A 13,120-nucleotide genomic window follows, 5' to 3' on the forward strand; every position below is an offset into this window, starting at 1 on the left:
CTTTTATGGTGGTTGAAATGAGAAGACAAAAAAGATTGCCACAAACCCCCATTTTTTTGATAGAATAGAAGTAGTAAAAAAGAAATGAGTTAGACATGTCAAAAGGATTTTTAGTCTCTCTTGAGGGACCAGAGGGAGCAGGAAAGACCAGTGTTTTAGAGACTCTGCTACCAATTTTAGAGGAAAAAGGAGTAGAGGTGCTGACGACCCGTGAACCAGGAGGTGTCTTGATAGGAGAGAAGATTCGGGAAGTAATTTTGGACCCAAGTCATACTCAGATGGATGCGAAGACAGAGTTGCTTCTTTATATTGCTAGTCGCAGACAGCACTTGGTGGAAAAAGTTCTTCCAGCACTTGAAGCTGGCAAGTTGGTCATTATGGACCGCTTCATCGATAGTTCTCTTGCATATCAGGGATTTGGTCGTGGCTTGGATATTGACGCCATTGACTGGCTTAACCAGTTTGCGACAGATGGCCTTAAACCCGATTTGACACTCTATTTTGACATCGAGGTGGAAGAAGGACTAGCTCGCATTGCTGCTAATAGCAATCGTGAGGTCAATCGTTTGGACTTAGAAGGTTTGGACTTGCATAAAAAAGTTCGTAAAGGTTATCTTTCTCTCCTGGAAAAAGAAGGAAATCGCATTGTCAAGATTGATGCGAGTCTTCCATTGGAGCAAGTTGTGGAAACTACCAAGGATATCTTGTTTGAGAGAATGGGCTTGATTAAATGAAACAAGATCAACTAAAGGCTTGGCAGCCAGACCAGTTTGACCGCTTTGTACGTATCCTAGAACAAGACCAGCTCAATCACGCCTATCTCTTTTCAGGTTTCTTTGGAAGCTTGGAAATGGCTCAATTTCTAGCTAAGAGCCTCTTTTGTACGGATAAAGTAGGTGTGTTGCCATGTGAGAAATGTCGGAATTGTAAGCTTATTGAACAGGGAGAATTTCCCGATGTTACCTTAATTAAGCCAGTCAATCAGGTCATCAAGACAGAACGCATTCGGGAATTGGTGGGCCAGTTTTCCCAAGCAGGGATTGAAAGTCAGCAACAGGTCTTTATTATCGAGCAAGCTGAGAAAATGCATCCTAATGCAGCCAATTCTCTGCTCAAGGTCATCGAAGAACCCCAGAGTGAGGTTTACATTTTCTTCTTGACCAGCGATGAGGAAAAGATCTTACCAACAATCCGCAGTCGGACGCAAATTTTTCACTTTAAAAAACAAGCAGAAAAACTCGTCCATCAATTAGAACAAGCAGGTCTGGTCAAGAAAAAAGCAACTCTTTTAGCCCAGTTTAGTCAATCGCGAGCTGAAGCAGAAAAGTTGGCAAATCAGGTAAGTTTTTGGACCTTGGTCGATGAAAGTGAACGCCTGATGACTTGGTTAGTGGCTAAGAAAAAAGAAAGTTATTTGCAAGTTGCCAAACTAGCTAGCTTGGCAGATGATAAGGAAAAACAAGATCAGGTTTTACGGATTCTTGAAGTTCTCTGTGGACAAGATATCCTACAAGCAAGAGTAAGGGTGATTCTACAAGATTTGCTAGAAGCTAGAAAAATGTGGCAAGCTAATGTCAGCTTTCAAAATGCCATGGAATATCTGGTCTTGAAAGAAATATAAACTCAAAAATGATCGATAAAGAAAGGAAAGGGCTGTTTTATGGACAAAAAAGAATTATTTGACGCGCTGGATGATTTTTCCCAACAGTTATTGGTAACCTTAGCCGATGTGGAAGCTATCAAGAAAAATCTCAAGAGCCTGGTAGAGGAAAATACAGCTCTTCGCTTGGAAAATAGTAAGTTGCGCGAACGCTTGGGCGAGGTGGAAGCAGATGCTCCCGTCAAGGCCAAGCATGTTCGAGAAAGTGTCCGTCGCATTTACCGTGATGGATTTCACGTTTGTAATGATTTTTATGGACAACGTCGAGAGCAGGACGAGGAATGTATGTTCTGTGACGAGTTGTTGTACAGGGAGTAGGCATGCAGATTCAAAAAAGTTTTAAGGGGCAGTCTCCCTATGGCAAGCTGTATCTAGTGGCAACGCCGATTGGAAATCTAGATGATATGACTTTTCGTGCTATCCAGACCTTGAAAGAAGTAGATTGGATTGCAGCTGAGGACACGCGCAATACAGGGCTTTTGCTCAAGCATTTTGACATTTCTACTAAGCAGATTAGTTTTCATGAGCACAATGCCAAGGAAAAAATTCCTGATTTGATTGGTTTCCTGAAAGCAGGACAAAGCATTGCTCAGGTATCCGACGCGGGTCTGCCTAGCATTTCAGACCCTGGTCATGATTTGGTTAAGGCAGCCATTGAGGAAGAAATTGCGGTTGTGACTGTTCCAGGTGCCTCTGCAGGAATTTCTGCTTTGATTGCCAGTGGTTTAGCGCCACAGCCACATATCTTTTACGGCTTTTTACCGAGAAAATCAGGCCAGCAAAAGCAATTTTTCGACTCGAAAAAAGACTATCCAGAAACCCAGATTTTCTATGAATCTCCCCATCGTGTGGCAGATACGTTAGAAAATATGCTAGAAGTCTATGGTGACCGCTCGGTCGTCTTGGTTAGAGAATTGACCAAAATCTATGAAGAATACCAAAGAGGTACAATTTCTGAATTGCTGGAAAGCATCTCTGAAACGCCACTTAAGGGAGAATGCCTTCTCATTGTTGAAGGTGCCAGTCAGGATGTGGAGGGAAAAAGACGAGGAGGACTTGTTCTTAGAAATCCAAGTCCGCATCCAGCAAGGCATGAAGAAAAATCAAGCTATCAAGGAAGTAGCTAAGATTTACCAGTGGAATAAGAGCCAGCTTTACGCAGCCTACCATGACTGGGAAGAACAACAATAAAGGGAGACAGGATTTAATAATTCTGTCTGTTTCTGTTTAACTTAATTAGTGATGATAATATTCGGAGTCTAAATCATAGAATTGATTGAGTAGTGAATAAATAAAAACAATGTTCATTCAGTTTACGTTGAATATATATAATGTACTCTATTAGAATTATTTTTAAGTACGCAGTATGGTATAATTATATATGAGAAAATAGTGTGGAGTTTATCAGTTGAAAAAATATAACATTGTAGATTTATTTTCAGGAGCAGGTGGTCTATCTTATGGATTCGAGATGGCTGGATTTAATGTTCTATTAGGAATTGATAATGACGAAAAAGCCTTAGAAACCTTTCAAAAAAATCATCAGAATTCAGAAATATTATGTGGAGATATTGCGAATATATCTTATGAGGAAGATATAAAACCAATAATTGGAGAACAAAAAATTGACATAATTGTAGGTGGTCCCCCTTGTCAGGGGATGTCGCTTTCTGGACCTAGAAAATTTGATGATCCAAGGAACAAACTTTATTTGTCTTATATTCGATTGGTTCGAGAAATAAAGCCAACTGCTTTTGTCATTGAAAATGTGATTGGGATTGTTAGTTTGTTTAAAGGGCAAATAAAAGATACTATCATAGAAGAATTTTCGAAAATGGGTTATAAGGTTCAGTTTAAAGTGTTGCTGGCCTCTGACTATGGAGTTCCTCAAAATAGAAAACGTGTTATTTTTGTGGGGACGAGGAATGATGGATTTGAATATCCTGAAGCATTGGGAACAATCATTACAACAGAGATGGCAATTTCTGATTTACCAACATTAGAAAATGAACTTGGCGAGATAGAAATGTCTTATGTTTCAGAACCACAAAATGACTATCAAAAACTAATGCGAAAACGTTCAAACGTGGTTTTGAACCACGTTGCAGCCAAGCATTCAGAAAAAGTGATAAGTACAATTGCCCTTGTCCCTGACGGTGGAAATTATAAAAATCTCCCAGAGGAATTACGAGAAACAAGAAAATTTAATGTCGCTTGGACACGATTTGCTAGTTGGAAGCCAGCTCCTACGATTGATACGGGGCATAGACATCATTTCCACTATAAGTATAATCGTGTGCCAACAGTGAGGGAATCTGCTCGTCTACAATCTTTTCCAGATGATTTTATCTTTTACGGAAGTAAAACACAGCAATTTAGACAAGTTGGTAATGCTGTTCCTCCTTTAATGGCTCAGCAGATTGCAAACAATTTACTGAAATATTTAAAAAATAACGAAGAATAACTATGTATCAAGTTCCAGAGAAATATTATTTTAGACTACATCACCCAAGACCTCGTTTTAAAAATGATGTCGAAAATGTACTTGTTTATATGGCAACGAATATTTCTTATTTGGGAATATTGCCTAAAAAGGAATTTAGTCAGCAACTAAATGACATTATCAAACAATATGCAGGAAATGCAGATAAAACAGAGAAAACAATCAATAACTGGCGAACAGAGATTTCTTCTTTGTTTGGAATGATGATTGAGAAAGAGGGCTTTGTCTATTCAGGAAATAGGGCTAAGGAATTGACTGAAGACCAAGACCTTATTCGCTTTTTTAAAACCTTTTTGTATAATTTTGAATATCCTGGTGGGCATCTAAAAGATAACGAGATTGTTAAACTTTGTCAAATCGGAGTTCAATTTAAGCCAGCTCAGTATCTACTGGAACTATTTACAGAAGCCTCACAAGCTGAAGAAAAAACTATTTACCTCACCGATGAAGAAGTCGCCCATTGTATCTTTAATGATTTGAGATGTACTCGTGATAGAGAGCCTGTTTTGGAAATATGGAATCGTATCAAAGAGAATAGAGCGTCTAAAGTAGCTTACGATACTAAAGGAGATGTTATTCGATATGCCAAAGATATTTTAGATTACATGGTTATAGCGAGTTTACTAACTGTTCAAGGTGGTAGGTATAAAATAAATTCTATGGAAGAGCAAGCAATAAATGACTTTTTGCAATCAGATGCTACCTTTGATGGCTATGCTCAATTTATTGGAAATGCTTCTACAACAATTGAAGATGTTCGAAATTTTAGAAGTGCTTGGTTCGAATATGTCAATCGTGATTTAGGAGATATTGATTTTAGGACAAACTTTAATCTCTACCTTCCAAGTGATATTGATTTTACTGAAGAGAAAACAGATATTATCGGACATCTAACTGAACACATCGAATACAGCGAGAAAATCTCTACCGCTGTTGTAGGGAGTTCGGGAGAAGCTATTGTTATCAATCATGAAAAACAAAAATTACGAGAACATGGGCAAGAACAGTTGCTCCATCTGGTGAATTTTATTCCAACACAGTTTGGTGTCGGCTACGATGTTCAATCTTTTGAGTGTGATGATTCTGAGCTGAGAAAGTATATTGAAGTCAAAACAACTGTCAGCAATGCTTCTATTACTTTTAATTCGTTTCATATCACACCGAACGAATGGCGAACTGCTAAATCTGTGCGTGATAGATACTATATTTATCGTTTGCAGATTTCTAAACATAGCAAAAAATTGTTTATTATCAAGAATTTGTATGAGTTAGTCAAAAATGAGAAGATGCTTCTGATTGAGAGAAAAGATGGATATGATGTCCGTTTTTCATCGTCAGTTGGCTTTGAGGAGAATTTAATTTGAAGAAACTAAAAATTGCCTCTCTTTTTAGTGGAGGAGGTGGAACGGATATTGGTTTTGCTGGTGGATTTGATTTTTTAGGTAAACATTATGCCGATAATCAAATTGAGATTGTCTATGCAAATGATATTGAAGACAGTGCCAATAAAATGTTTGAAAAGAATTTTGGTGTTACTCCAGACAATCGAAATATCCGAGAAATAAAATCAGATGAAATCCCATCTTTCGATATTTTAACGGGAGGTTTTCCTTGTCAATCATTTTCTGTTAGTGCTCAAAATCCGAAACGCTTAGGAATAAAAGACGAAAAAGGGACATTGTTTTTTGAGATGGTGCGAGTGTTAAAAGCTCATCAACCAAAAGCATTTTTTGCCGAAAATGTTAAGGGAATTTTGTCTGCAAACAATAAAGAAGCCTTTCCTCTAATTATTGAAGAGTTCGAAAAAGCTGGTTATAATGTTTCTTATAAACTTTGCGTAGCCACCAAATACGGCGTTCCGCAAAAGAGAGAGCGAGTGTTTATTGTTGGTATTCGAAAGGATTTGAATTTTACTTTTGAATTTCCTGAAGAGCCTATTCAAAATGTAGAAGATTATACACCACTAAAAGTAATTCTTCAGCAAGATATTGATGAAAAGTATTATTTTAGCGAGAGGGCTGTGCAAGGAATGCTAAATAGTAAATCTGGCAAAAAAATGAATAAAGGACGAGCACAAGACATTGAACAGCCGAGTAATACGGTTAGTTCTCATTTAGCAAAAGTATCCTTAAATAGCACTGACCCTGTTTTGTTAGAAAATGGACGTTACCGTCGCTATACTCCAAGAGAGGTTGCACGTATTCAGTCGTTTCCAGAAAACTATGAATTGCTTGGTTCAGAAGGTGCTCAATATAGAATGCTGGGGAATGCTATTCCACCAGTAATGATGTGGTATATTGCTGAAAAGTTAGTGTCAGATTTACGAAATAGTGATGTAATTGCAAAGCAACAGAAACTCGAAGAAAGTTTTGGTCAACTGGATTTGTTTGAAGCGAGTTGATGTTTTAAATCTAGGGAACTTGATATGGAATTAAATTTTCAAGATAAGAGTTTTATAAAAGTATTTTTTAATAGTGACGGTTATGTATTAAATTTTTCTAACTCTACTTTTGCTAATTTTACTTTTAATTCAGTAGGAGTAAATATTCAAGAGAAATATGGAGGTTCAAAAGGGAAAGCTTTACAGGCTTTTGTAGATAACGAACCAGATGAACTGGTTTTAAAATTAGCTTTAGATTTACTTAGATATTATGAAGACCTTCCTGACTCATATTACGAGAAAACTGAAGAGAGGAACTCTCAGGCATTGAAATTGAAAGAGAGACTTTCGAAGTATGAAGTCTCACAAATGGCCTACTTAAATAATGTTGCTGAATCTTTATCTGACTATTTTGATAGCGACTATATAGATAAGCAAATGGGGATTATGAATGAAATGATTTCTCGCTCTCCAGCGGACGCTATTGGAAAAGCTAAGGAATTGTTGGAATCATGTTTTAAACATATTTTAGAACATGAAAAAATTGAGTATTCTAATTCTAATGATATTGCAACTTTGCAAAAGAAAGTCTTTAAATTTTTAAACTTGGATTCTAATGAAAATATTTCAGCAAAAAATAATCAAGATGTAAAGCTAGTTCTAAGTAGTTTGAATCAAATTATCAAGGGTATTAACAGTCTTAGAAATGATAAAGGTGATGGTCATGGTAAGGGAGCTAACTTTATAGAATTGCCACCAAGGTATGCTTCAGTTGTTGTAGGATCTGCATTAACGGTAGTGTCATTTGTTTGGGAAACATACCAAGATAAGCAAAAATAGTAAGGAGGAGGTTTAATGTCGAAAAATCAAGAAAAATTACACTTTCAACTTAAAAAATTTATAGTAAATGTAGGTTGGACTCATAAAATTCATGCGGTTAGAATGGACGAGTTAGAAAGCTATATTCGATGGTTTAGAATAGCAATAATAATCATTTCTGGAGTTGTCTCTTCTGGCTTAGTTGGAATACTTTGGTTTGATGAATATTGGATAAAGCTTGTTACAGCATTTTTATCATTAGTCACTACAATAATTTTTAGCATCACCAAGGAGTTTAACTTTGAGGAACGACTAGCTTTGGAGAGGAAATCTGTTGATGAGCTTTGGAATCTTAAAGTGTTAGCTGAAATTCTTTTATCTGAGGTGGTTTACAATGGAAAACCATCAAGTGAAATCCAAGAATCTTTCGAAGAATTAAAATTTCGAAGAGATGCTACTTATAGTCAACTTTCTAATGCTTCTCCCAAAAATGTATCCAAGGCTTCAAAACTAATAAAATCGAGAAAAGATAATGATTATGAGGAAGATTATAGATACTTTATTCCAAAAGAATTGATGGAAATTAAGGAGGAAGAGTAATGTCTTTATCTAATGATTTTAAAGAATTTTGCGAAGACGAACTCCCCATGACGGACGAGGAATGGGAAAAATGGAAGAATAGATTAAAAGAGATTACGAAACGACTTAATCGAAAATACTATTCCTTAGATGAGCTTGAAGATGAAGAAATTGACAATGGTTTGATTGTTGGTAGTGTGGGGAGAACGACGGCTGTTCGAAATGTTAGTGATTTTGATTATATTTTTTCACTACCCTCAGAAGTGTATAGACGATTTGATTCTTATGAGGGTAATGGTCAATCAGCACTTCTACAGGAAATAAAAAACGAATTACTAAAAAGATACCCAAATACAAAAATAAAAGGAGACGGACAGGTCGTTGCTATTGATTTTTCGGATGGTGGAAAAATTGAGTTAGTTCCAGCTTTCGAACAATCTGATGGTAATTTTAAATATCCTGATTCTCGTAACGGAGGCTCTTGGAAAACTACTAAACCAAAGCCTGAAATTGAAAAATCTAAATCTTTAAATTCGAATTTTAATAATCATTTTTCTAACTTAACAAGGCTCATACGACAATGGAAAAATCATATGGGCTTTTCATTTAAGGGGTTGTTGATAGATACTTTGATATCTGATTTAATTGATGATAAAGGTATTTCTGAAATATATTACTCTGATTACAATATTCTCTTGAAAGATATTTTTGAATACTTTTCAAACCAAGATAAAAATAGAGAGTATTGGTATGCTTTAGGTAGTAATCAAAAGATTTATAATAATGATGGAGCAAAATTTGTCAATAAAGCTAAGCAAGCTCTAAAGAAAATAGAAGACGCTTCAGAAGAGAAACTTACTGAAGTTTATAGACAGCTATTTGGTAGAAAATTCGCTCAATCCACTTCTACAACAAATCGAGCTTCGAATGAAGAATTTATTGATGAATTGTTTAATGTTAATATCGAATATAATATTGTTTTGGAGTGTGAAATTACACAAGATGGTTTTCGAAAAGCACTTCTTTCAGACTTTTTAAAAAGTAGATTTAAGATTAAAAATAGAAAATCTCTTGATTTTGAAATTATAAAATCAGATATTCCAGATAATCTTTTGTCTGATGTTAAATATTATTGGAAAGTAAGAAATATTGGAGCTGAGGCGATTAGAAGAAATTGTGAGCGTGGTGCTATTTTTTCAGGTAAAATAAAACATCACGAAGATTCTCAGTTTAAAGGAGACCACTATGTTGAATGTTATGCTGTTTTAGATAATACGGTTATAGCAAGAGATAGAATAACAGTCCCTATCGATCCGTTACGTGGAAGAGATTTTATAGAGTAGCATATAATTGATTTTTAATTGGAATACTCACTATCTCTTTACATCAAGAAAATGACTAAACAGGGAAGTTTGCCTTCTTCCCTTTTTTTGTTATACTAGTAGAAGAAAAAATAGAAAGATTTGTGGGTGTTAAACAAGCCAGTGCCTTGTTTTGATATGAACTTAGGTTCCACCCAAAGAGGTATTAGTGTCGTGTCTCAATCTTATATCAATGTTATCGGTGCTGGTTTGGCAGGGTCAGAAGCAGCCTACCAAATCGCAGAACGTGGTATTCCAGTTAAACTTTATGAAATGCGTGGTGTCAAGTCAACACCTCAGCACAAAACAGACAATTTTGCAGAGTTGGTTTGTTCCAATTCTCTTCGTGGGGATGCTTTGACAAATGCAGTGGGTCTCCTCAAGGAAGAAATGCGTCGCTTGGGTTCTGTTATCTTGGAATCTGCTGAGGCTACACGTGTTCCTGCAGGTGGTGCCCTTGCGGTTGACCGCGATGGTTTCTCCCAAATGGTAACCGAAAAAGTTGCCAACCACCCCTTGATTGAAGTGGTTCGTGATGAAATTACAGAATTGCCGACAGATGTTATTACAGTTGTGGCGACTGGTCCTTTGACCAGCGATGCCTTGGCTGAAAAGATTCATGCCCTTAATGACGGCGATGGTTTCTATTTCTACGATGCGGCAGCGCCTATTATCGATGTCAACACCATTGATATGAGCAAGGTTTATCTCAAGTCTCGTTATGACAAGGGAGAGGCGGCCTACCTCAATGCCCCTATGACTAAACAAGAGTTTATGGATTTTCATGAAGCCTTGGTCAATGCGGAGGAAGCACCGCTCAATTCTTTTGAAAAAGAAAAATACTTTGAAGGATGTATGCCTATCGAAGTCATGGCCAAACGTGGCATTAAAACCATGCTTTATGGTCCGATGAAGCCAGTCGGACTTGAGTATCCAGACGACTACACAGGACCTCGTGATGGCGAATTCAAAACACCTTACGCGGTTGTCCAACTTCGTCAGGACAATGCGGCTGGTAGCCTCTACAATATCGTCGGTTTCCAGACCCACCTCAAATGGGGAGAACAAAAGCGTGTTTTCCAAATGATTCCAGGTCTTGAAAATGCTGAGTTTGTTCGCTATGGTGTCATGCACCGCAATTCTTACATGGATTCACCAAATCTTCTTGAGCAAACCTATCGTTCTAAGAAACAGTCAAACCTCTTCTTTGCTGGTCAGATGACGGGTGTGGAAGGTTATGTTGAGTCAGCGGCTTCAGGTTTGGTTGCGGGGATTAACGCAGCTCGTCTTTTCAAGGGAGAAAGCGAGGCTATTTTCCCAGAAACAACAGCGATTGGAAGTCTGGCTCATTACATCACCCATGCCGACAGCAAGCATTTCCAACCAATGAATGTCAACTTCGGGATTATTAAGGAGTTGGAAGGCGAGCGTATTCGTGATAAGAAGGCTCGTTATGAAAAAATTGCGGAGCGTGCCCTCAGCGACTTAGAGGAATTTTTAACGGTCTAATTTTTTTCAAAGAATTGCTCATGATACTATAAAAATCTTAGAAATTGTGATAAAATAGGTAGGATAAAAAAAGGAGAGTGAAAATGGCGAATCCCAAGTATAAACGTATTTTAATCAAGTTATCAGGTGAAGCCCTTGCCGGTGAACGTGGCGTAGGGATTGATATCCAAACAGTTCAAACAATCGCAAAAGAGATTCAAGAAGTTCATAGCTTAGGTATCGAAATTGCCCTTGTTATCGGTGGAGGAAATCTCTGGCGTGGAGAACCTGCTGCTGAAGCAGGAATGGACCGCGTTCAGGCAGATTATACAGGAATGCTTGGGACTGTTATGAATGCTCTTGTGATGGCAGATTCATTGCAACAAGTTGGGGTTGATACGCGTGTGCAAACTGCCATTGCTATGCAACAAGTGGCAGAGCCTTATGTTCGTGGACGTGCCCTTCGTCACCTTGAAAAAGGCCGTATCGTTATTTTTGGTGCCGGAATTGGTTCACCTTACTTCTCAACAGATACAACAGCGGCTCTTCGTGCAGCTGAAATCGAAGCGGATGCCATCCTTATGGCTAAAAATGGCGTCGATGGTGTTTACAATGCCGATCCTAAGAAAGACAAGACAGCCGTTAAGTTTGAAGAATTGACCCACCGTGATGTTATCAACAAAGGTCTCCGTATTATGGACTCAACAGCTTCAACCCTCTCAATGGATAACGACATTGACTTGGTTGTCTTCAACATGAACCAACCAGGCAACATCAAACGTGTCGTATTTGGTGAAAATATCGGAACAACAGTTTCAAATAATATCGAAGAAAAGGAATAAGAAAGATTATGGCTAACGCAATTATTGAAAAAGCTAAAGAGAGAATGACCCAGTCTCACCAATCACTTGCTCGTGAATTTGGTGGTATCCGTGCTGGCCGTGCCAATGCAAGCTTGCTGGACCGTGTACATGTAGAATACTATGGAGTAGAAACTCCTCTTAACCAAATTGCTTCAATTACGATTCCAGAAGCGCGTGTTTTGTTAGTAACACCATTTGACAAGTCTTCATTGAAAGACATCGAACGTGCCTTGAACGCTTCTGATCTTGGTATCACACCAGCTAATGACGGTTCTGTGATTCGCTTGGTTATCCCAGCTCTTACAGAAGAAACTCGTCGTGACCTTGCTAAAGAAGTGAAGAAAGTCGGCGAAAATGCTAAAGTGGCTGTCCGCAATATCCGTCGTGATGCTATGGATGAAGCCAAGAAACAAGAAAAAGCAAAAGAAATCACTGAAGACGAATTGAAGACTCTTGAAAAAGATATTCAAAAAGTAACAGACGATGCTGTCAAACACATAGACGACATGACTGCTAATAAAGAGAAAGAACTTTTGGAAGTCTAAAAATAAACAGAAAAACTCAGTTGGCATTGCTGGCTGAGTTTTATTCGAAAGAAGGAAATATGAATACAAATCTTGCAAGTTTTATCGTTGGACTCATCATCGATGAAAATGACCGTTTTTACTTTGTGCAAAAGGATGGTCAAACCTATGCTCTTGCCAAGGAAGAAGGTCAACATACAGTAGGGGATACGGTCAAAGGTTTTGCCTATACAGATATGAAGCAAAAACTCCGTTTGACAACTCTAGAAGTGACTGCTACTCAGGACCAATTTGGTTGGGGCCGTGTCACAGAAGTTCGTAAGGACTTGGGTGTCTTTGTGGATACAGGCCTTCCTGACAAGGAAATCGTTGTGTCACTCGATATTCTTCCTGAGCTCAAGGAACTCTGGCCTAAGAAGGGCGACCAACTCTACATCCGTCTTGAAGTGGACAAGAAAGACCGTATCTGGGGTCTCTTGGCTTATCAAGAAGACTTCCAACGTCTGGCTCGTCCTGCTTACAACAACATGCAGAACCAAAACTGGCCAGCCATTGTTTACCGCCTCAAGCTATCAGGAACTTTTGTCTATCTGCCAGAAAATAACATGCTTGGCTTTATCCATCCTAGCGAGCGATATGCAGAGCCACGTTTGGGTCAAGTTTTAGATGCGCGTGTCATTGGTTTCCGTGAAGTGGACCGTACCTTGAACCTTTCCCTCAAACCACGTTCTTTTGAAATGTTGGAAAATGATGCTCAGATGATTTTGACTTACTTGGAAAGCAATGGCGGTTTTATGACCTTGAATGATAAGTCATCCCCTGAGGATATCAAGGCAACCTTTGGTATTTCTAAAGGTCAGTTCAAGAAAGCACTCGGTGGTTTGATGAAGGCTGGCAAAATCAAGCAAGACCAGTTTGGGACTGAGTTGATCTAGGGTGACTT

Annotated in this window: 13 protein-coding genes and 1 pseudogene; all 14 read left to right on the top strand. The window is 38.1% G+C overall.

The genetic code is table 11. The features are described 5' to 3' along the window. The first annotated feature begins 95 nt into the window (after positions 1-95). The 14 genes and pseudogenes from tmk (at position 96) to cvfB (ending at position 13,112) form a co-directional block, all read left to right on the top strand. Positions 96-734: a dTMP kinase gene (gene tmk, locus JQ841_RS08120; RefSeq protein ID WP_004254725.1), complete on the top strand. Its 639-nt coding sequence runs from the start codon at positions 96-98 to the stop codon at positions 732-734. After that, positions 731-1,621, top strand: a complete 891-nt coding sequence (locus JQ841_RS08125; protein ID WP_004254721.1) for a DNA polymerase III subunit delta' — start codon at positions 731-733, stop codon at positions 1,619-1,621. Before tmk ends, JQ841_RS08125 begins: the two co-directional genes overlap by 4 nt. A 39-nt stretch (positions 1,622-1,660) precedes the next feature. Continuing rightward, positions 1,661-1,978 carry a DNA replication initiation control protein YabA gene (gene yabA, locus JQ841_RS08130; protein ID WP_000358228.1) on the top strand — a complete coding sequence of 106 codons (318 nt, stop codon included), beginning with the start codon at positions 1,661-1,663 and terminating at the stop codon, positions 1,976-1,978. Positions 1,979-1,980: 2 nt separating this feature from the next. Further along, positions 1,981-2,851 (top strand): annotated as a pseudogene (rsmI, locus tag JQ841_RS08135) (16S rRNA (cytidine(1402)-2'-O)-methyltransferase). A 217-nt stretch (positions 2,852-3,068) separates the two neighbouring features. Beyond that, positions 3,069-4,124, top strand: coding sequence for a DNA cytosine methyltransferase (locus JQ841_RS08140; RefSeq protein WP_000760484.1), 1,056 nt, complete (start codon positions 3,069-3,071; stop codon positions 4,122-4,124). A 2-nt stretch (positions 4,125-4,126) separates the two neighbouring features. Beyond that, positions 4,127-5,527 carry a protein NO VEIN domain-containing protein gene (locus tag JQ841_RS08145; protein WP_000285316.1) on the top strand — a complete coding sequence of 467 codons (1,401 nt, stop codon included), beginning with the start codon at positions 4,127-4,129 and terminating at the stop codon, positions 5,525-5,527. Next, a complete protein-coding gene (gene dcm, locus JQ841_RS08150) occupies positions 5,524-6,564 on the top strand; it encodes a DNA (cytosine-5-)-methyltransferase (RefSeq protein ID WP_000734158.1) in 1,041 nt (346 codons plus the stop codon). The genes JQ841_RS08145 and dcm overlap by 4 nt, the downstream gene beginning before the upstream one ends. 24 nt (positions 6,565-6,588) lie before the next feature. After that, positions 6,589-7,383, top strand: a complete 795-nt coding sequence (locus JQ841_RS08155) for an abortive infection family protein (protein WP_000422393.1) — start codon at positions 6,589-6,591, stop codon at positions 7,381-7,383. Positions 7,384-7,398: 15 nt separating this feature from the next. Continuing rightward, complete coding sequence (locus JQ841_RS08160) at positions 7,399-7,962, top strand: SLATT domain-containing protein (protein ID WP_153226511.1); 564 nt, start codon at positions 7,399-7,401, stop codon at positions 7,960-7,962. Next, entirely contained in the window at positions 7,962-9,284 is a 1,323-nt protein-coding gene (locus JQ841_RS08165; protein ID WP_203180622.1) for an SMODS domain-containing nucleotidyltransferase, read from the top strand. The genes JQ841_RS08160 and JQ841_RS08165 overlap by 1 nt, the downstream gene beginning before the upstream one ends. Positions 9,285-9,476: 192 nt before the next feature. Beyond that, positions 9,477-10,811 carry a methylenetetrahydrofolate--tRNA-(uracil(54)-C(5))-methyltransferase (FADH(2)-oxidizing) TrmFO gene (gene trmFO, locus JQ841_RS08170; RefSeq protein ID WP_203180623.1) on the top strand — a complete coding sequence of 445 codons (1,335 nt, stop codon included), beginning with the start codon at positions 9,477-9,479 and terminating at the stop codon, positions 10,809-10,811. Between the two features lie 83 nt (positions 10,812-10,894). Then, positions 10,895-11,632: a UMP kinase gene (pyrH, locus tag JQ841_RS08175; protein ID WP_000002996.1), complete on the top strand. Its 738-nt coding sequence runs from the start codon at positions 10,895-10,897 to the stop codon at positions 11,630-11,632. A gap of 8 nt (positions 11,633-11,640) precedes the next feature. After that, on the top strand, positions 11,641-12,198 hold the full coding sequence (gene frr / locus JQ841_RS08180; protein ID WP_001262225.1) for a ribosome recycling factor: 558 nt from the start codon (positions 11,641-11,643) through the stop codon (positions 12,196-12,198). A gap of 59 nt (positions 12,199-12,257) precedes the next feature. Then, on the top strand, positions 12,258-13,112 hold the full coding sequence (cvfB, locus tag JQ841_RS08185) for an RNA-binding virulence regulatory protein CvfB (RefSeq protein ID WP_049511759.1): 855 nt from the start codon (positions 12,258-12,260) through the stop codon (positions 13,110-13,112). The last annotated feature ends 8 nt before the right edge of the window (positions 13,113-13,120 follow it).

This window comes from Streptococcus mitis, assembly GCF_905187535.1.
Lineage (GTDB): Bacteria > Bacillota > Bacilli > Lactobacillales > Streptococcaceae > Streptococcus > Streptococcus mitis_BS.